This is a genomic window from Pantoea sp. RCC30.1, from assembly GCF_058148845.1.
The window spans coordinates 1-19,623 of sequence record NZ_JBXUHX010000035.1 but is presented as its reverse complement, the minus strand read 5'-3'; the positions used below and the strand labels follow the sequence as shown (position 1 = coordinate 19,623).

Annotated in this window: 19 protein-coding genes and 1 pseudogene; 11 read left to right on the top strand and 9 right to left on the bottom strand. The window is 54.6% G+C overall.

Annotated features, from left to right (window positions below; translation table 11 throughout):
* Positions 1 to 27 precede the first annotated feature (27 nt).
* The 7 genes from cheR to flhE all read left to right on the top strand — a co-directional run bounded on the left by cheR (position 28) and on the right by flhE (position 6,847).
* The gene (cheR, locus tag AC2LB6_RS21170; protein WP_090960153.1) at positions 28 to 900 is read left to right on the top strand and encodes a protein-glutamate O-methyltransferase CheR; all 873 of its coding nucleotides are present in this window, start codon (positions 28 to 30) and stop codon (positions 898 to 900) included.
* On the top strand, positions 900 to 1,949 hold the full coding sequence (locus AC2LB6_RS21165) for a protein-glutamate methylesterase/protein-glutamine glutaminase (protein WP_090960156.1): 1,050 nt from the start codon (positions 900 to 902) through the stop codon (positions 1,947 to 1,949). Before cheR ends, AC2LB6_RS21165 begins: the two co-directional genes overlap by 1 nt.
* Before the next feature lie 39 nt (positions 1,950 to 1,988).
* Positions 1,989 to 2,378, top strand: a complete 390-nt coding sequence (gene cheY / locus AC2LB6_RS21160) for a chemotaxis response regulator CheY (protein ID WP_010258559.1) — start codon at positions 1,989 to 1,991, stop codon at positions 2,376 to 2,378.
* Positions 2,379 to 2,387: 9 nt separating this feature from the next.
* Positions 2,388 to 3,029: a protein phosphatase CheZ gene (gene cheZ / locus AC2LB6_RS21155; RefSeq protein ID WP_136196456.1), complete on the top strand. Its 642-nt coding sequence runs from the start codon at positions 2,388 to 2,390 to the stop codon at positions 3,027 to 3,029.
* A 188-nt stretch (positions 3,030 to 3,217) separates the two neighbouring features.
* Positions 3,218 to 4,369, top strand: coding sequence for a flagellar biosynthesis protein FlhB (flhB, locus tag AC2LB6_RS21150; protein ID WP_490095009.1), 1,152 nt, complete (start codon positions 3,218 to 3,220; stop codon positions 4,367 to 4,369).
* Positions 4,362 to 6,455 (top strand): flagellar biosynthesis protein FlhA, encoded by a 2,094-nt coding sequence (flhA, locus tag AC2LB6_RS21145; protein ID WP_490095008.1) that lies wholly within the window; start codon positions 4,362 to 4,364, stop codon positions 6,453 to 6,455. Before flhB ends, flhA begins: the two co-directional genes overlap by 8 nt.
* Positions 6,455 to 6,847, top strand: coding sequence for a flagellar protein FlhE (gene flhE, locus AC2LB6_RS21140; RefSeq protein WP_490095007.1), 393 nt, complete (start codon positions 6,455 to 6,457; stop codon positions 6,845 to 6,847). The genes flhA and flhE overlap by 1 nt, the downstream gene beginning before the upstream one ends.
* A 100-nt stretch (positions 6,848 to 6,947) precedes the next feature.
* Here the strand turns inward: flhE and AC2LB6_RS21135 are convergent, their stop codons facing one another.
* The 4 genes from AC2LB6_RS21135 to AC2LB6_RS21120 form a co-directional block, all read right to left on the bottom strand.
* Complete coding sequence (locus AC2LB6_RS21135; RefSeq protein WP_490095006.1) at positions 6,948 to 7,946, bottom strand: aldo/keto reductase; 999 nt, start codon at positions 7,944 to 7,946, stop codon at positions 6,948 to 6,950.
* A gap of 131 nt (positions 7,947 to 8,077) precedes the next feature.
* Positions 8,078 to 9,016 carry a LysR family transcriptional regulator gene (locus AC2LB6_RS21130; RefSeq protein ID WP_490095005.1) on the bottom strand — a complete coding sequence of 313 codons (939 nt, stop codon included), beginning with the start codon at positions 9,014 to 9,016 and terminating at the stop codon, positions 8,078 to 8,080.
* 90 nt (positions 9,017 to 9,106) lie between these two features.
* Positions 9,107 to 10,837 carry an arginine--tRNA ligase gene (gene argS, locus AC2LB6_RS21125; protein WP_490095004.1) on the bottom strand — a complete coding sequence of 577 codons (1,731 nt, stop codon included), beginning with the start codon at positions 10,835 to 10,837 and terminating at the stop codon, positions 9,107 to 9,109.
* Positions 10,838 to 11,046: 209 nt separating this feature from the next.
* Complete coding sequence (locus AC2LB6_RS21120) at positions 11,047 to 11,169, bottom strand: hypothetical protein (RefSeq protein ID WP_009089698.1); 123 nt, start codon at positions 11,167 to 11,169, stop codon at positions 11,047 to 11,049.
* Positions 11,170 to 11,483: 314 nt separating this feature from the next.
* Between AC2LB6_RS21120 and AC2LB6_RS21115 the strand changes: the two genes are divergently transcribed.
* Complete coding sequence (locus tag AC2LB6_RS21115) at positions 11,484 to 12,044, top strand: VOC family protein (protein ID WP_090963519.1); 561 nt, start codon at positions 11,484 to 11,486, stop codon at positions 12,042 to 12,044.
* Here AC2LB6_RS21115 and AC2LB6_RS21110 read toward each other — a convergent pair.
* The gene (locus AC2LB6_RS21110) at positions 12,041 to 13,186 is read right to left on the bottom strand and encodes a MalY/PatB family protein (RefSeq protein ID WP_490095003.1); all 1,146 of its coding nucleotides are present in this window, start codon (positions 13,184 to 13,186) and stop codon (positions 12,041 to 12,043) included. The two genes, AC2LB6_RS21115 and AC2LB6_RS21110, sit on opposite strands and share 4 nt — an antisense overlap.
* Positions 13,187 to 13,271: 85 nt before the next feature.
* On the opposite strand from AC2LB6_RS21110, the gene cutC reads away from it, so the two are divergent.
* The gene (cutC, locus tag AC2LB6_RS21105) at positions 13,272 to 14,024 is read left to right on the top strand and encodes a copper homeostasis protein CutC (RefSeq protein ID WP_490095002.1); all 753 of its coding nucleotides are present in this window, start codon (positions 13,272 to 13,274) and stop codon (positions 14,022 to 14,024) included.
* 408 nt (positions 14,025 to 14,432) lie between these two features.
* On the opposite strand, the gene AC2LB6_RS21100 is transcribed toward cutC, so the two are convergent.
* Complete coding sequence (locus AC2LB6_RS21100; RefSeq protein ID WP_490095001.1) at positions 14,433 to 14,822, bottom strand: hypothetical protein; 390 nt, start codon at positions 14,820 to 14,822, stop codon at positions 14,433 to 14,435.
* Positions 14,816 to 15,823, bottom strand: a complete 1,008-nt coding sequence (locus AC2LB6_RS21095; protein WP_490095018.1) for a hypothetical protein — start codon at positions 15,821 to 15,823, stop codon at positions 14,816 to 14,818. The genes AC2LB6_RS21100 and AC2LB6_RS21095 overlap by 7 nt, the downstream gene beginning before the upstream one ends.
* A gap of 836 nt (positions 15,824 to 16,659) precedes the next feature.
* Between AC2LB6_RS21095 and AC2LB6_RS21090 the strand changes: the two genes are divergently transcribed.
* Positions 16,660 to 17,508 carry a hypothetical protein gene (locus tag AC2LB6_RS21090; protein WP_490095000.1) on the top strand — a complete coding sequence of 283 codons (849 nt, stop codon included), beginning with the start codon at positions 16,660 to 16,662 and terminating at the stop codon, positions 17,506 to 17,508.
* A gap of 30 nt (positions 17,509 to 17,538) precedes the next feature.
* Here AC2LB6_RS21090 and AC2LB6_RS21085 read toward each other — a convergent pair whose 3' ends face one another.
* A complete protein-coding gene (locus tag AC2LB6_RS21085; protein ID WP_490094999.1) occupies positions 17,539 to 18,636 on the bottom strand; it encodes a glycerol dehydrogenase in 1,098 nt (365 codons plus the stop codon).
* 238 nt (positions 18,637 to 18,874) lie between these two features.
* Here AC2LB6_RS21085 and AC2LB6_RS21080 point away from each other — a divergent pair.
* A pseudogene (locus AC2LB6_RS21080) lies at positions 18,875 to 19,018 on the top strand (LysE family translocator); the annotation flags it as partial.
* 7 nt (positions 19,019 to 19,025) lie between these two features.
* Here AC2LB6_RS21080 and cmoB read toward each other — a convergent pair.
* On the bottom strand, positions 19,026 to 19,623 hold a 598-nt coding region (cmoB, locus tag AC2LB6_RS21075), incomplete at its 5' end, for a tRNA 5-methoxyuridine(34)/uridine 5-oxyacetic acid(34) synthase CmoB (RefSeq protein WP_490094998.1).

Genomic DNA, 19,623 nt, shown 5'->3' with positions numbered 1-19,623 from the left:
TGAATTCAGTTCGGGCCAGGTGCAGAGATGAAAAAATCGACAATTTTAGATCAAAGTGAGACGACAACGCTGCTGTCGCAGATGGTGCAGCGCTTACCGCTCTCCGATACGCATTTTCGTCGTATCAGCCAGCTGATCTATCAGCGTGCCGGTATCGTCCTGGCCGATCACAAGCGTGAGATGGTTTACAACCGTCTGGTTCGTCGCCTGCGTACGCTGAATATCGATGATTTCGGTCGCTACCTGGCGCTGCTGGAGTCCGATCCGAACAGTGCCGAGTGGCAGGCGTTTATTAACGCACTGACCACCAACCTGACCGCTTTCTTCCGCGAAGCGCATCACTTCCCGATTCTGGCGGAGCATGCACGTAAGCGGCAGGGCAACTTCAGCGTCTGGAGCACTGCAGCGTCAACTGGTGAAGAGCCTTACTCCATCGCCATGACGCTGGCGGAAGCGCTGGGTACCGGACCGGGTAAGTTCCAGGTTCATGCCAGCGATATCGATACCCAGGTGCTGGAAAAAGCGGTGGCGGGTGTGTATCGCCAGGAAGAGCTGCGCACGCTGTCACCGGCGCAAATGCAGCGCTACTTCCTGCGCGGCACCGGTCCTCATGCCGGCATGGTGCGGGCGCGTCCCGAGCTGACCAACATGGTCACTTACGCGCAGCTCAACCTGCTGGCCAATGATTGGGCGCTGCCGGGTCAATTCGACGCGATTTTCTGTCGCAATGTGATGATCTATTTCGATAAAGAGACGCAGGAGAAGATTCTGCGTCGGTTTGTCCCACTGCTGAAGCCGGGCGGCATCCTGTTCGCCGGGCACTCAGAAAACTTCAGTCAGATCAGTAAAGAGTTCTGGCTGCGCGGGCAAACCGTCTATGGACTGACGAAGGAAAGATGATGAGCAAAATCACCGTGATGTGCGTAGATGACTCTGCGCTGATGCGGCAGTTGATGACAGAGATCATCAACAGCCATCCGGATATGGAGATGGTCGCTACTGCGCCCGATCCGCTGGTCGCCCGCGATTTGATTAAGCAGTTCAATCCGCAGGTGCTGACGCTGGATGTGGAAATGCCGCGCATGGATGGCCTCGATTTCCTCGAAAAACTGATGCGGTTACGGCCAATGCCGGTGGTGATGGTTTCATCGCTGACCGGGAAAGGCTCCGAGATTACGCTGCGCGCGCTGGAGCTGGGTGCGGTAGATTTTGTCACCAAACCCCAGCTCGGCATCCGCGAAGGAATGCTGGCGTACAGCCAGATGATTGGCGACAAAATTCGTGCCGCTTCCCGTGCCCGTCTGCACAACCGTACAGCGATGCCGGTGCCAGCGACACTGAAAGCGGGTCCGCTGCTGAGTAGTGAGAAGCTGATTGCGATTGGCTCATCAACCGGCGGAACCGAGGCCATTCGCCATGTGCTGCAGCCGTTACCGGCGACCAGCCCGGCACTGCTGATTACTCAGCATATGCCACCAGGCTTTACCCGCTCTTTTGCCGAGCGTCTGAACAAGCTGTGTCAGATCACGGTGAAAGAAGCCGAAGATGGTGAGCGTATTCTGCCGGGGCACGCCTACATCGCGCCAGGCGCAATGCACATGGAACTGGCCCGAAGTGGTGCCAACTATGTGGTGAAACTGAATGAAGGTCCACCGGTTAACCGGCACAAACCCTCTGTGGATGTGCTGTTCAAATCGGTGGCAACGTACGCCGGACGAAATGCGGTAGGGGTCATCCTTACCGGAATGGGCAACGACGGTGCGGCAGGGATGCTGGAAATGCATCGGGCAGGCGCCTGGACTATCGCCCAGAACGAAGCCAGCTGTGTGGTATTTGGCATGCCGCGTGAGGCCATCGCCACAGGCGGCGTGAGCGAAGTCGTAGATTTAAGCAACATCAGCCAGCACATGCTGGCTAAAATTAGCGCCGGACAGGCATTGCGTATTTAACAGGCCCGTCCCGCCGGGCGAGACAACTCAGGAGTAGATATGGCTGATAAAAACATGCGCTTTTTGGTAGTAGACGACTTCAATACGATGCGTCGTATTGTGCGTAACCTGCTGAAAGAGCTGGGCTTCAATAACGTAGAAGAAGCGGAAGATGGTGTGGATGCCCTCGGCAAACTGAAAGCGGGTGGTTTCGACTTCGTGATTTCCGACTGGAACATGCCAAACATGGATGGCCTGCAACTGCTGCAGACCATTCGTGCCGACGCGGCAATGAGTTCACTGCCGGTGTTGATGGTGACCGCGGAAGCGAAGAAAGAGAACATTATCGCCGCCGCCCAGGCGGGTGCCAGTGGATATGTGGTGAAGCCATTCACCGCGGCTACCCTGGAAGAAAAGCTGGGTAAAATTTTCGAAAAACTGGGCATGTAAGGGGATGTGATGAGCGACTTTCCGAAACCAACTGAGGATGCCGCGGCACCCGACATCATTTCACGCATTGGCTCTCTGACGCGCATGCTGCGCGACAGTCTGCGCGAGCTGGGGCTGGATAAAGCGATTGCTGATGCAGCTGAAGCTATTCCTGATGCCCGCGATCGTCTGGATTATGTTGTGCAGATGACGGCGCAGGCCGCCGACCGTGCGTTGAACTGTGTTGAAGCAGCACAACCCCATCAGGATAAGATGGAAGCCGGAGCAACGCAGCTGAAAGGGCGTTGGGATGAGTGGTTTGAGAACCCGATTGAATTGGGTGATGCGCGGGAGTTGGTGACGGATACGCGCGAATTCCTCACCGCCGTGCCAGAGCACACCGCCTTTACCAACAAGCAGCTGCTTGAAATCATGATGGCGCAGGATTTCCAGGACCTTACCGGTCAGGTTATCAAGCGCATGATGGATGTGATCCAGGAAATCGAGCGCCAGCTGTTAATGGTGCTGCTGGAGAACATGCCAGAAGTCAGTGCTGAGAAGCGCCAGGTCGGCAACAGCCTGCTGAACGGTCCGCAGATCCACAACGATGCACCAGGCGTCGTGGCGAACCAGGATCAGGTTGATGACCTGCTGGACAGCTTAGGCTTCTAGTTTTCATCCGCCTGCGGGCGGGCAAAACCGCTGCAAAATAAACTAAACAGGGTCACCTTCGGGTGGCCCCGTTCTGCATTGTCAGATCCATCCCCGAAAGAACGCCTGTTTCCCCCTTCTTATCTCCGCTTTAACTTAAGCCAGATTTGGCATTCTAAGCTCAGAATTCCTGCCAACCGAGGTTTGTCGTGGCTGAAGATAGCGACGAAGACAAAACAGAATCGCCCACGGCCCACCGACTTGAGAAAGCGCGTGAAGAGGGCCAGATTCCGCGTTCGCGCGAACTGACATCTGTACTGATGCTGCTGGCCGGCATCATGATCCTGTGGATGGGCGGCAACATGATGGCGCACCGCCTGGCGGCGATGGTCGCCACCGGGCTCCGTTTTGACCACGGCATGGTCAGAGACGACAAAATTATCGTCAGCCACATCGGCAGCCTGATCACTCAGGCACTGATGGCGCTGCTGCCGCTGATGGGCGGTCTGGTACTGGTAGCAATCGCCGCGCCCATGCTGCTGGGCGGTATTGTTTTCAGCGGTAAATCGATCAAGTTCGACCTGAAGAAGATGAGCCCGATGGCGGGTTTCAAGCGGATGTTCGCCGCTCAGGCCTGGACCGAACTGTTTAAAGGTCTCCTCAAGACTATTCTGGTTGGCGCTGTGGGCTGGTGGTACATCTGGAGCCACTGGCCTGAGATGCTGCGGCTGATCAGTGAATCGCCCGTCACCGCGCTGATTCACGGCATGGAGATGATTGCGATCTGCTGTTCGCTGGTGATGCTGGGGCTGATTCCGATGGTGGGCTATGACGTCTTCTGGCAGCTGTATAGCCACTTTAAGAAGCTGAAGATGTCGATGCAGGAAATTCGCGACGAGCATAAGCAGCAGGAAGGCGACCCACATGTTAAAGGCCGTATTCGTCAGCAGATGCGCGCCGCCGCGCGACGCAGGATGATGGCGGATGTCCCGAAAGCCGACGTTATTGTCACCAACCCGACGCACTACTCGGTCGCACTGCAGTACAACGAGAAAAAGATGAGTGCGCCAAAGGTTGTTGCGAAAGGCGCGGGCGAGATCGCCCTGAGAATTCGTGAACTGGCTGCTGAACACCGCATTCCGGTTCTGGAAGCACCGCCGCTGGCGCGTGCGTTATACCGACATACCGAAATTGGTCAGCACATTCCCGGCGCGCTCTATGCCGCCGTGGCCGAAGTGCTGGCATGGGTCTGGCAGTCACGCCGCTGGAAGCGCGAAGGCGGCCTGATCCCAACCAAACCAAAAGACCTGCCGGTCCCGGCAGAGATGGACTTTGCAGGAGAGAACAACAACGATGGCTAATAACCTGGCCGTAAAGCTACGTTTACCGGGCTTTAAAGATATGCAATGGCAGGTACTGGCCGGGCCGGTACTGATCCTGATGATCCTGTCGATGATGGTTCTGCCATTACCGCCGTTTATCCTCGATCTGCTGTTCACCTTTAACATTGCGCTGTCGATCATGATCCTGCTGGTGGCGATGTTCACCCAGCGGACTCTGGAGTTTGCGGCGTTCCCGACTATTCTGCTGTTCTCGACATTGCTGCGTCTGGCGCTGAACGTCGCCTCGACCCGTATCATCCTGATGGAGGGGCACACCGGTGCCGCCGCGGCCGGACAGGTAGTTGAAGCGTTCGGCCACTTCCTGGTGGGCGGCAACTTTGCCATCGGTATCGTGGTGTTTATCATCCTCGTGATCATCAACTTTATGGTTATCACCAAGGGTGCCGGTCGTATCGCCGAAGTGGGCGCGCGCTTTGTGCTGGACGGGATGCCCGGTAAGCAGATGGCGATCGATGCCGACCTCAACGCCGGTCTGATCGGTGAAGATGATGCCAAACGCCGCCGTGCTGAAGTGACCCAGGAAGCTGACTTCTACGGTTCGATGGACGGTGCGAGTAAGTTCGTTCGTGGTGATGCCGTCGCCGGTATCATGATCATGGTCATCAACGTCATCGGCGGCCTGCTGGTGGGCGTGGTGCAGCACGGTATGGATGCGGGTCATGCCGCAGAGACCTATACGCTGCTGACCATCGGTGATGGTCTGGTTGCGCAGATCCCGGCGCTGGTTATCTCCACCGCTGCCGGTGTTATCGTGACGCGCGTCGCCACCGATCAGGATGTCGGCGAGCAGATGGTCACCCAGTTGTTCAAAGATCCCCGCGTACTCATGCTCAGCGCCGGTGTGATTGGCCTGCTGGGTCTGGTGCCTGGCATGCCTAACTTCGTCTTCCTGCTGTTCACCGCCGCCTTACTGGGTCTGGCCTGGTGGCTGCGTGGTCGCGAAGCACAGCCGAAGAAAAAAGTGGACGTTGCCGGCAGCATCAGCAACAAAACGGCGGACACGCCAGCCGCCACCGAAGCGTCGTGGACCGATGTGCAGCTGGAAGATACGCTGGGCATGGAGGTGGGCTATCGCCTGATTCCGATGGTCGATCATCAGCAAAACGGTGAGCTGCTGGGACGTATCCGCAGTATTCGTAAGAAGGTTGCTCAGGATGTTGGTTTCCTGCCGCCGGTGGTGCATATCCGCGACAACATGGATCTGCCACCTGCACGCTATCGCATCCTGATGAAAGGGGTGGAGATTGGCAGCGGTGATGCCTATCCTGGCCGCTGGATGGCGATTAACCCGGGCACGGCTGCCGGCAGCCTGCCGGGTGAAGCAACCGTCGATCCGGCCTTTGGCCTGGCGGCGGTCTGGATTGACAGCGCGCTGAAAGAGCAGGCGCAGATTCAGGGCTTTACCGTTGTAGAAGCCAGTACCGTAGTAGCCACTCACCTTAACCATCTGATTGGCCAGTTCGCCAGCGAGCTGTTTGGCCGTCAGGAAGCGCAGCAACTGCTGGATCGTGTGACCCAGGAAATGCCGAAGCTGACCGAAGATCTGGTGCCGGGTGTGATCTCGCTGACCACGCTGCACAAGGTGCTGCAGAACCTGCTGGTTGAGCGGGTATCGATTCGCGATATGCGTACCATTATCGAAACACTGGCAGAGCATGCACCGGTACAGAGCGATCCGCAGGAGCTGACCAGCGTCGTGCGTGTGGCGCTGGGCCGTGCAATTACTCAGCAGTGGTTCCCGGGTAATGAAGAAGTACAGGTTATTGGGCTGGATTCCACACTTGAGCGTCTGCTGTTACAGGCGTTGCAGGGTGGTGGCGGACTGGAGCCGGGTCTGGCCGATCGGCTGTTGAGTCAGGCACAGGCGGCATTGCAGCGTCAGGAGATGCTGGGCGCGCCTCCGGTACTGCTGGTCAATCATCCGCTGCGTGCGCTGCTGGCACGATTCCTGCGCCGTAATCTGCCACAGCTGGTGGTGCTCTCTAATCTGGAACTGAGCGACAACCGCCAGATCCGTATGACTGCCACCATCGGAGGCAAATAATGCGCTGGCTGGTGACGGCTTTGTTAATGCTGCCGCTGATGGCTCAGGCGGCAGGGGGGGCCTGGAGCGCCACGGCCAACGGGCCGCTGCTGGCGAACCGTGGCAGCTGGCAACGGGCGCAGCCGCTGACGCCGCCCGCCGATGTCGGCGGGGAAGTCAGCATCGTTAACTGGCGTTATGAACTGAGCAGACCGGCACCGTCTGGCCTGGAAGTGCGGCTGTGCGGCGAACAGCGTTGCACGTCGCTTGAAGGTGCCAGCGGCATCACGCGCGGGCTGGCGCATCTGAACGCCGGTGAGACGTTGCACATGGTGTTTGGTTTTGCCGGAAGCGGGGCGCTCCCACCCGGATTACGGGTGGTGAGCAGCGAAGTGATGGTTAATTACGAGTAAGCGTGTTGTTGCTGAACTGACTGAAGGAAAGCCGGAGATCTCCTCCTGTGCCTTTGCATCTTGCGCACCGTTACACAGTGCGCAAGTGCGTAGTGTATCTTCAGGCATTAACCCCCTTCATTCCCTCCTCAGAATAGCGGCCGCCTTTGACCTCAATCTGCTGATGAATACTATTCAGCAACCGGAGATCTTGCTCTTCCAGCTCGATATCTGCAGCCTGCGCATTTTCAGTGAGATAAGCGATCTGTTTAGTACCCGGAATCGGGACAATTTTTTCATACTGTGCCAGTAGCCAGGCCAGCGCAATCTGCCCGGTGGTGGCGTCGTATTTTTCCGCCAGCGGCGTCACTGCATTAAGAAGCTGTAGATTATGATCGATATTTTCCTGCTGGAAACGGTCATTGTTTTTACGGAAATCACCCTCGGCAAAATCACTGTTTTTGCGGTATTTGCCGGTCAGGAAACCTCTGCCCAGCGGCGAATAGGGCACAAGGCCGATACCGAGCTTTTTCACCGTTGGCAGAATTTCTTCCTCGATGTCTCGCGTCCAGAGTGAATATTCCGTCTGCAGCGTGGCCAGCGGATGAATCGCCTGCGCCCGGTACAGCGTGGCGGCAGAGGCTTCACACAGCCCAATCCGGGCGATTTTTCCTTCCTGCACCAGACGGCTGAGACACTGCATGCTCTCCTCAATCGGCGTCGCCGGACTGATGCGATGCAGATAAAAGAGATCGATACGCTCAACGCCCAGCCGTTTCAGGGAGGCATGGCAGCTGCGGGTAATGTAGTCCGGCTGATTGTTGATGGTGCGGGCATAGGCCTCATCTGCCGGGCGCTCGATGCCACATTTGGTGGCGACGGTGAATCTCAGCCGCTCAGCCTTGCTCAGCCCGGCAAGAAACTGTCCGATTAGCTGCTCGTTGTGTCCACGTCCGTAGAGATCGGCAGTATCGATAAAAGTGATATCCAGGTCGCGCAGCTGGCTGAGCAGTTGACGTGAATGACGATCATCGGTCTGCCCATAAAATTCGCTGAGCCCCATTGCGCCATAGCCGATGGCGCTGACGTCCAGACCCTGAGTTAACGTTCGCTTTTTCATTGTCTCTCCTCGTAAGTGAGACACGATTGTTTCACTCCGCGTTAAAGCTATGAATTGCTCTTTCCGTTATGCAAAAAAGGTATCAGGGAAACGAGGGATTCAGACAGCAACTGGACGGATGGCTCTACGACTCAGCCGCGCGTAGAGGCTTCGCTTTCAGCGGGCTGAGAGAGGACTCTCAGCGCATTGAGAACCGACTCACTGTTTTCATCGGCGCGAATAGCCACATAAACATCAATTGCCAGCTGTTGCGCCGCGCCTTCCGTCAGCGGCCGGTAACAGAGACCTGCCTGGTTAAAGGTACATTTTGACTGCGGCATCAGGGCGAATCCTTTGCCTCTGGCGATGTGCGATAGCATCAGCAGGGAATCATCCGGCTCTCTCACCCGTTTCAGCATGACGCTGAGCGTGGCGAAGTAACGCTCGCATTTATCGTAAAACTGCGGATTGGCACTGCGCGCAAACCAGAACAACGGCAGGTCGGCCAGCGCGTCCAGCGAGACTTTCTGCGTCAGACTGGCTGGGTGCGTCGATGGCATAGCGACGAGCAGCGGTTCGCGGTAAACCCAGGCGTACTGGACGACCTCTTCGGCTTCGGGCCCTTTTTCGCCGGTGAGGATCAAATCCAGGTTGTTTTTTGCCAGGCTCTGGAGCAGTTGAGCGGAGGTCAGACTGGGCATCTCCATCTCATCGCGGGCAAGGAAACTGGCGAGCTGTTTATTGAGCGGCGCGATCCGTTCAAAGTTCAGCGTGCGGGTCAGCCCGATGCGCAGCCGTGCGGCGGGCTGTGCTTCCTGCTTTAATACACTTAACGCTGTGAGGATCGCTTCTGCTTTCGCGACCAGCGCACGGCCAGATTCGGTGAGCGTCACTGCGTGGGTTGTGCGACTGAACAGCGACTGACCGAGCAGATCTTCCAGGCTTTGAATCTGGCGGGTGAGCGGAGGCTGCGTCATGCTGAGCCGTTCTGCGGCACGGCGAAAATTAAGCTCGTGGGCGACAGCCAGAAAGCACTGCAACTGCTTAATTGTGGGAAGGTGGCTGCTGATAAGGTGCGCGGCGACAGACATAACACTCTCCTGCTGCGGAGATTTGGAGGACGTTCTGAGAGGATAATGGAGAGCAGAAACGGAGAGGGTAAACCCTCTCCGTTTCTGAGATTACATACGCTCGACGGTGTCGATACCCAGCGTATCCAGACCCTGCTTCAGCGTTTTCGCCGTCAGCGCGGCCAGCTGCAGTCGGCTCAGACGGGTTTCTTCTGACTCCGCGCTGAGGATCGGGCAGTGCTCGTAGAAGCCGGAGAACAGACCAGCCAGATCGTAGAGATAAGCACACATCACATGTGGCGTACCGTCACGAGCGACCTGAGTGATGACCTCTTCAAACTGCAGCAGGCGGGTAGCCAGCTGCGCTTCGCGCTCTTCGCTGATCACGATCGCTGCATCCAGTGAATTGGCATCAATACCCGCTTTGCGGAACACGGAGAGCACACGGGTATAGGCATACTGCATGTAAGGCGCGGTGTTGCCTTCAAACGCCAGCATGTTGTCCCAGTCGAAGATGTAGTCGGTGGTGCGGCTTTTTGACAGGTCAGCGTATTTCACTGCGCTGATGCCGACCACTTCTGCCAGCGTTTTCACTTCCGCTTCGCTCATCTCCGGGTTCTTCTCACGCACCAGCGTGTAGGCACGCTGATAGGCTTCATCCAGCAGATCGGAGAGCTTGATGGTGCCGCCGCTGCGGGTTTTGAACGGACGGCCATCTTTGCCCAGCATCATGCCGAATGCATGGTGCTCCAGTGGCACAGACTCCGGCACATAACCCGCTTTACGCACGATGGTCCAGGCCTGAACCAGATGCTGATGCTGACGTGAGTCGATGTAATAGAGTACACGATCGGCTTTCAGCGTTTCGTAACGATATTTCGCACAGGCGATATCGGTGGTGGTGTAGAGGTAGCCGCCATCCTTTTTCTGGATGATGACGCCCATCGGCTCACCTTCTTTGTTCTGGAATTCATCCAGGAACACCACGGTCGCGCCTTCGCTCTCAACCGCTAAGCCTTTCTGCTTCAGGTCGGAGACGATGCCAGGCAGCATATCGTTATAGAGGCTTTCACCCATGACATCGTTGCGCGTCAGTGTCACGTTCATGCGGTCATAGATTTTCTGGTTCTGACTCATGGTGATGTCGACCAGCTTCTTCCACATCTGGCGGCAGTATTCATCGCCACCCTGGAGTTTCACTACATAGCTGCGCGCGCGCTCGGCAAACTCAGGATTTTCATCATAGGTGCGCTTGGCTTCACGGTAGAAGCCTTCGAGATCGGCCAGCGCCATCTCTGCATGATCTTCATTCTGCTGCTTTTCCAGAAACGCGATCAACATGCCGAACTGCGTACCCCAGTCGCCCACGTGGTTGGCGCGGATTACTTTATGACCCAGGAACTCAAGCGTACGCACCGCCGCATCACCAATGATGGTGGAGCGGACGTGGCCAACGTGCATCTCTTTTGCGACGTTAGGCGCAGAGTAGTCGACCACGATAGTCTGCGGCTCGGCCAGCTGCACGCCAAGGCGCGGCAGACTCAGCGCTTCACGGGCGTGGGTTGCCAGCCAGTTGTGGTCCAGGAAGATGTTGATGAAGCCCGGCCCGGCAATTTCAACCTTGCTGGCAATACCTGTCAGGTCGAGGTGCTGAATCACCGTTTCCGCTAATTGTCGCGGTGCCTGTCCCAGCTTTTTCGCCACGGCCATAATGCCGTTGGCCTGATAGTCTCCAAACTGAACCCGTGCGGACTGACGAACCTGCGGTTCGCAATCGGCGGGTGCGCCGGCTAAAACCATTGCCTGACTGACTTTTGCGGAAAGAAGTGCCTGAATATTCACCGAGTTACCTTCATGTGCTGAACAAAGCCAGGCCTGCTAAGCCGGGCTGTCATCATCTTGCCTGAGCACATCGCGTAACGGATAGGCAGAAACGGATGGGGCAGACAAAACGGAAAAAATGAGGGGAAAAGTATACGTGAAATGTGGGTGGGCGTCAGTAGTTGGATGAAGCGGGGAAACAGAGCTGAAGAAGATGTTTCCCAGAGGCGTTAACGACGTCGCAAGTGACGGCGTGGGTTCTTTACGCTTTTATCTTCACGCACCTTCCAATGGCGGGAAATTGCAAATCCCATCAGTGCGATCAGGACAGCGACAACGATGAGCATAGACATAGAGCCATTCCTTTTGGTTGTGTTAGGTCAAATTTATAGGAAGGCAGGGAAGGCTGCAATTGTTTGTCCTTCAAATGAGAGTTATCTTATTGTATTAAAGAAGTTGATTTAAATCAGTAATTTAATGCACTTTCATCAAGCTACTCATGGCCCTAAACAGGAGATAAATCCGAAATGAAAGATGTTATTATACGGTTTTGCATTAAATTTCAGTCCAAATAAGATGAATCTTACCATTATGTGACGCTGAGCACGCGGCGCACAATAAACCAGACCGATTATAAATGCTAAACAAATAGAGAGGATTGAGGGTGGTGGAGCGAACTTTTCCGGCAGAATTGGATGATTTAAAGACAGATTTAGGACGTTTTGAAGAATCGTTGCAAAATTTTGCGCAGCGACTCGGTTTGCGCCTTAACGATCTGGACGTGGACCATATTTCGGTGCGTTGTCATCAGGACACGACGGCGAAGCGCTGGCAGCAAGGCCTGCAACAGATTGGCACCGAGTTTTCGGCTGCAATGATCAACGGACGGCAGATTTGCCTGTTTAAACTCCATGATCCACTGGTTGTGGCGGGCAGACAGATTGATGTGGTTGAACTGCCATGGCCGGGTGAAAAGCGTTATCGCCATGAAGGCTGGGAGCATATAGAGGTGGTGTTACGCGGCGATCATCAGACGCTGGGCATGCGAGCGATGGCGTTATTGTCCGATGAGGCACTGACGCAGCCGGGCATTTCTTTTAAAACCAGCTCACCGCAGGGCGAGAATGAACGTCTGCCCAATCCGACCCTGGCGGTGACGGATGGACAGACGACAATCAAGTTTCATCCGTGGCGGCTGGAGGAGATTGTCGCCAGCGAACAGAACTAGATGCGGGCGGCCACGGCGCGCTTCAGGCGCGCTACAGCCTCATCCAGCAGGGCACGGGTACAGCCGAAATTGAGCCGGACAAACTGGTCATTGCCAAACTCGCGTCCGGCAGTTAAGCCCAGTCCGTGCTTCTCAAAATAGAGTGCAGGGCTGGCCACACCCAGCGCGCTGGCGTCGATCCAGGCGAGATAGGTCGCTTCCGGCGTGGCGACCGACAGGCCAGTCATCTTATTGACCTGCGACACAAGCCAGTCACGGTTACTGCGCAGGTAGGCGTTCTGCGCCTTCAGCCAGGGCTCACCATCGCGCCATGCCGCTGCCGCAGCGGTGAGTGCCAGAATATCAACCTCTGCCACAATGCCGCGTCGCAACCGGTTAAAGCGCGCGCGCAGTTCGGCGTTGGGGATGATGGCGATGGAGGCACCCAGACCGGCAATATTAAAGCTCTTCGAGGGTGACATCAGCGTCACACTGCGCTGGGCCGCATCTTCACTCAGCGACGCAAACGGAATGTGCTGAATGCCCGGTTCCAGCAGCAGATCGCTGTGGATCTCGTCGGAACAGACAATCAGATTGTGCTTCTGCGCAAATTCCAGCTGCGCCTGCAGCTCCTCGTGGCGATAGACGGTGCCGCCCGGATTCTGCGGATTACACAGCATCAACAGCCGCTCTTTACCGCCCATCTGATCTTCAGCCGCAGCCAGATCCAGCAACCAGCGTCCCTCTTCCAGCGTTAAGGGCAGATTGACCTGCTCCCGCTCTGCCAGTTTTGCCGCACCGCGAAACGGCGGATAGATGGGAGTGGGGGCAATCGTCAGCTCGTCAGGCGCGGTAAACGCCCGCACGGTGAGATTCAACCCGCACACCACACCCGGCAACACCACAATCCACTCCGGATTAACGTGCCACTGATAGTGCGAGGCGAGCCAGGCAACGGCGCTGTCGATGAACGCTACTGGCGTGTCGCCATAGCCAAAAATTCCATGCTCGGCGCGGGTTTTAATCGCATCGATGACGCAATCAGGCGATCGAAAATCCGTATCTGCCACCCACAACGGCAGAATGTCCTGGTCCGCATATTTGTTCCATTTAAGGCTATCGCTGTGACGACGGTCTATCCGTTGGTCGAAATTGAATGCCATAGTTAACTTTCCCGGTAAACTCATTCCAGCAGCCAGACTAACTGATGAATCTGCCTTGAACCAGAGTCATGTAAAGGAGAAGAGAATGACCACACTGGAAATTTGCTGCTATGGCGTGGATTGCGCCGTAACTGCACAAGAGGCGGGCGCCGATCGGGTGGAACTTTGTACCGCACCGCGTGAAGGCGGCCTGACACCATCGGCGGGTGTGTTGAATGCCGCCCGGCGCGACGTTTCGATTCCGGTTCATCCTATTGTCCGGCCACGGGGTGGCGATTTTTGTTACAGCTCACGCGAATTTGAAGCGATGAAATCGGACGTGGCGTTAATCCGCGAACTCGGTTTTCCTGGCCTGGTGATTGGGATGCTGGATGAAGAGGCCCACATTCATCATGGTCAGATGCGGCAGATTATGGCGCTGTGTGACGGCATGGCCGTGACCTTTCATCGCGCCTTCGATCTGTGCCACAGTCCTAAGCGCGCACTGGAAGAATTAACGGATTTGGGGGTGGCGCGGATATTGACATCCGGCCAGCAGCAGAGCGCTGAAAACGGAATTGCATTACTCAGGGAACTTAATGAGACCAGTAACGGTCCTATTATTATGGCGGGTGCCGGGGTTCGTCTCAGCAACCTGCAAAAGTTTCTCGACATGGGGATTGATGAAGTCCACAGCTCGGCCAGTCGCCTGATGGCATCGCCGATGCGCTACCGCAAAGCGGGGGTCTCCATGTGTTCAGAAGCCGAAACCGACGAGTTCAGCCGCTACTGTGTAGACGGCGATGTGGTTGAGGCGATGAAAAGCGTGATGCAGATGAGCACCGTTCGGGTCGCCTGAATCACAACAGATTTTGCCGCGCAGCACGCCGATCATTGACGTGGTGTTTGCAAGTACCAAACCCCAGTACAACTTGCTGGGGTTCTTTTTGTGTAAAGCAACAAGTTAAACAGTTAAGGAAACCTCGGGAGCTAAGCGAATACGACGCAGCACAATTCCTTAATCAACAACATTATTTATCTTGAATTAAAAGTGATGCCGGATAAAAATTTTTATTCAATACTATTGTTACTGCCGCTAAAACACCTTTCTCTTTTACATTCATTTTAGCTACTTACTCCGACTTTTGCGGCCTAAGCATCAGATTTCTGAGAGATTGATAGATAGGTGTCTATCGATGCTCAATGTGCATCTTGAAATGGATGAAAATTTTTGACAAAAGTGGCCCATTGAAGAGCCACCACTATTTTATGGTAAAAGCAGTCCGATAAAAGCGAAAATGATGAGACATGCTGTAGCTGCAAACCACAGGCCAGAAAAAAATCTCATCCATGAGTGTATTTTGATGTTTTTATCATCAAAGAAAGAATATGCTGGGTCATTACTGTCCATAAGAAATATTTTCTTCCGCTGGCTTAATTTTATAAAAAAACGTATGACCGGGAATGCACCGAAGAAGCCGACACTATGATAGAAAGAACAAGGTGCGGGGAATTTATATTTATTCGAATAAGATGAGATCAGTTTGTAGTAATCTTTTCTTTTCGCTGCATAAACAAAAAACGAAAAAAATATAAGCCCGCTGCCTAATAATCCAAAAAATAATGATGTGCCAGCTAATAATTTTTCAATTACCATAGTAGCTCTGTTACCTTATTAACAATTGCTTCTGCGCCAGTGCTGCCAATATAACCACCGGCGACAGATCCCACAACAGCACATGCCACTCCACCTGCTCCTACGGTAGCAATACCTATAGCGGTACAAATACCGGTCATAGCAGCACCTCCATATGCACCGCCAACCACTCCTCCGGCTGTGCCAAGCACAAACTTTGAGTAATCTCTTACGGCGATTTTGCCACATTCACCCTCTCGGCCTGTCATACAGGCATTCACAACTTCATTACTTGTCCCGGCAAAAGCAAATCCCATACCAATATATCCTCCGGCCTTGAGGAAGCGCGCTGCTCTGGCCGCATTGCCCACATAATACGAATATCCAGGAATGCTACCCATCCCCACAGTAGACCACTCATGAACAATCGAACGGCTGGAGAGGTTTAACGCCCGCTTCATATTGTCATACTGTTGGAATTTCAAGGTATATCGTGCAAGGGATTTTAACAGCGGTCTGTTAACTAATTCCTTTAGCTGGTGCAGCAATTGATTACGTTCCACAAAAAACTGCTGGCTGATCAACGTCCACTGGGTACGAAACTGATTCTGGTAGCTGGCTTCAATTTTTTTTAGTGTTTGCTCAATGGCATTGAAATACTTTTCGCCGACATCACCCGCAGTGCTGAAGATTTTTTCTCCGGCACCACTCAGCGCAGCGATCATTCCGTAATGTTTCTGCATAAACCGGGCATCGTCGACACTTACGCCTGTAAGCGCCGCGTTGGTTTTATTTTTTGCCTGTCGGAGTGTGGTCAGCATCTGCATTGTCAGGTGATCAGGCGTGTCCGGGTCAGCAACGATTAAAATTTGCCCGGGTTTCAGATATTGCGTATCCGCATTGAGTTTCATAAACAGGCTGGTGGCTGGGGAACGAATATCTCTGAACAGTTCCCGTGCCTGATAATCCAGTGTACCGGGTCTTTCCACTATACAATATCCGGGGGCTAAGTTACGCGCCATGCTTCCATGCTCCATCAATATTAATGCCACAATCTTCAATGTTGTGGATTGTAAATCCGTATTAAGTATAAATAATTTAAGTGCGTCACGCAAAAAGAATCCCATAGTGTTAAATATTGAGATAACGCGCAAACATATAACATTAAAAATCTCGCCATCTGGTGGGTTTTTGGCTTTCTTAGCAACCTCTGATGTAAAGTGAAAAATAGCCCTCCTGTTTCTTTGACCCACGAATGACAATAGTGCAGTCTGAAGAATGGCTGAATAAGAAAAAGTTACATGTCTCTCTATAACCGCCTGTGCATCTGCGCTGATTTTTATCAATCCTGAGTTTGTCCTGAATGACGAATACCTGCTAACTACCTTACATAATATGCAGAATGAGGCATGTTACAGTTTTCGTTAATTCTGGAGCGAGTTAAGTGCAGTACCCGGACAGACTGATTTCCTTTTTTTTTATAATTTGATGAATCAGCTTCCAGGCAGGCTGATACACACTGATTCTACTCTTTAAAAGTGTGAAATCCTGATATTTACAAGATGGACATAACAGGTAAGAGTACTTCATAGTAACAGTGGGGGGCTGAGATCTGGCTGCAGCGAAGTTATCACTCTTTCGCCTGGCTCGATAAAAATCACCTGCCCCATATTAATCATTACATGTCATCCAGGACTTTCAGGCGCGGCAGCAACGTAATCACCCGCTTTATTCGTTATGCTGATGCCGTGTCGCCTCTTCGGTCCTAAAAGGCGATGCAGGCTGAAATCTTCACAGATTGCCGCTGTTCATCACCGTAGCGTTTACACTGAAAGCAACGTCGCCTGGAAAAGATCCTATGAAACCCAATCCGATTGCTGTCCTGACTCTGATCCTGACTGCTCTCTGCAGTGGCAGCGCTGCCGCCAGCGCATGCAGCCCGAACAACGTTGCTGTGGCTAACAGCAATAACCTGATTTTGCTGGGCGGGAATGCGAAAGGCGCGGTGAAGCAGGTGGTTGCGGGTGAGTTTGGCAAAGATGTGAACTCGCAAAAGCGGGTGCTGGGGCAGTTTGACGCCTGTGGCGATCTGACTGTTGCCGACGTCAGCTATGACAAAAGTGAGCGCAACGTGATTCTCAGCATGGAGCAACACATTGCCCGGGTGCAAGGCGGCTGGGTGGCGGAATATGCCTATATGGTAAAAGTGCTGAAAGAGGGCAAAGAGGTGGTGGTCGATAACCGAAAGGGGACGATTAACTGGCAGAAAGGTCAGCATGGCAACATCACCAGCGCCTCCGACAGGTTTACCAGCATGGGTAAAAGCGGCTTTACCGACACGACTTATCGCTATGATCGGCAGTTCCGGCTGGAGAAGAGCGTGGCACGCGGCAGCGATCCCCTGACCAACGGTGAAAATCATTACCACTGGAACCCGCAGGGTCTGGTGACCCGCACCACATCGGCCCGCAGCACCGACAGTTATACCTACGATCCCCAATGGCGTGAAGTGCGGCTCAACGGCACGGCGACCACACCGCTGAGCACCATCCGGTCAGTAGATGAGTGTCAGTCCTGGGATCAGGTGGGTAACTGTACCCTGAGCTATCTTCACGAGACCGAAATCTTCACGCGCGGCACTATTGAGCGCCATCTCAGTTCCGCCTACAAATATGAGTACTGGGACCAGCCGGCGGCGGCGGAGTAAAAGGCGATCGGATGATCGCCTGTCGGGTGACTATTTTACTGTCTGACTAAAAGCATCCAGCGCCAGCAGTGCGTTGGCAATATCTTCCGGTGAAAGATTTGGATTGAGATTTTTCAGCGTGTCGCCCTCACTGTTCGCCAGTGCACCTATCTTCACCAGATTCTCCCAGCTTTCATTTTCCAGATGCAGCTCCCGAAGCGTGGTTGGCATATTGATCGCGCGATAGAAGCGGATATAGCGCGCAATTTCCTCGTCCGGACGCTTCTCAAGCACCATTTGTGTCAGTGTGCCGTAGGCGACTTTCTCGCCATGGGTCAGATGGTGGATATCACCATCAATAGCGGTAAAACCATTATGAATGGCGTGTGCAGCTGCCAGCCCGCCGTTTTCAAAGCCCAGCCCCGAGAGCAGCGTATTTGCCTCTACCACCGCTTCCACCGCTGGCGTCACCCGTTTTTCAGTGACTGCAACATAGGCGCTGTAACCCCATGTAAGAAGCGTTTCTTCACAGGCTCGGGCAATCGCCAGTCCGGCAAGTGTCGGATCACCATTGACCATCGATTTCGAATGCGAACGCGCCACTGCCTGCGCTTCAACCCAGGTCGCCAGACCATCTGCAATGCCTGAGGCAAAGAGTCGTGCCGGCGCACTGGCGCAGACGGCGGTGTCCACCAGCACCAAATCAGGATTTTTGCTGTAGAAGCGATAGCTCTCAAATACGCCGCTATCAGAATAGATGACCGACAGCGCGCTACAGGGGGCATCGGTGGAGGCGATCGTCGGCACGATTGCTACCGGCTGCCTGATTTCATCCGCCACCGCCTTAACCGTGTCCAGCGTTTTTCCGCCTCCCAGCCCGACCACCACGTTACAGCCCTGACTTTTTGCCAGCGCACTGAGTCGGGTAATCTCATTACTGGAGGCCTCGCCGTTGAACTGGTGCCAGTTGAAGGTAACGCCCGCCTTTTGCAGCGCCTGTTGCGCGCGTTCGCCGATCAATTTCCAGACGACATCATCCGCGACCAGGAAAGCGTTATCACCCAGTTCGGCCACATAGGGACCCAGCTCATCCAGCACGCCCGCGCCCTGCACATATTTACGGGGTGAAGAGAAGATAAATTTACTCATAATCACAGCTCCTTAATATGAAGTTAAACCGCCCTTAGCATGGCACACGCTGACGAACAGGGAGAGTGACCAGGGTGAGATAATCCGACTGGCCTGTTACGCTAGCAGGACACCCATACTCTGCTGACCGGCTGTTACCTCCAGGGATAACGCCATGACCACCACGCGGATGCTGCGCTCAGCAGTAGCTCAGGGCGCAAAACGCGCCAGCGTGACGGCACTGGATATCATGCCCGGCTGTCTGGTCTGGAATGCGATATTGACTGGCGGCAGCCACTACTTCGCCGGTCGTCTGAGAAAACCGCGGGTGCTGAAGGTGATGGATCGCGTTACCGGCTGTGTGTTTATTGGATTTGCGGCGAAACTGGCGTTGTTTCGCCGCCAGGGCATTACGGTTTGGTGGCGACCAGCACGGCACGCAGCGGAGCCGGATAGCCCTCAACCGTTTTGCTGGGGTCTACGGGATCAAGGAATTCGGCCAGCGACTCGCTGGTCATCCAGTCGGTTCGGCGCTGCTCTTCAGTGGTGGTCAGAGCAAAATCGACAATCCGCACATCAACAAAGCCGCTTTTCTCCAGCCAGCTTTTCAGCGCCTCGGCGGACGGGATGAAGAAGACGTTACGCATCTGTGCATAGCGCTCACCGGGCACCAGCACCTGATTCACATCGCCCTCAATCACCAGCGTCTCCAGCACCAGTTCACCACCGCTGACCAGCTGATTCTTAAGCTGTAACAGATGATCGAGCGGGGAACGACGGTGATAGAGCACGCCCATCGAAAACACGGTATCGAACGCCTGCAACACCGGTAACTGCTCAATGCCCAGCGGCAGCATATGCGCCCGGCGATCGTCGTTCAGCAGCTTACGCACCGCTTCGAACTGCACCAGGAACAGCTGCATTGGATCGATGCCGACCACCAGATGGGCGCCCGCGCCAATCATTCGCCACATGTGATAGCCGCTGCCACAGCCGACATCCAGCACC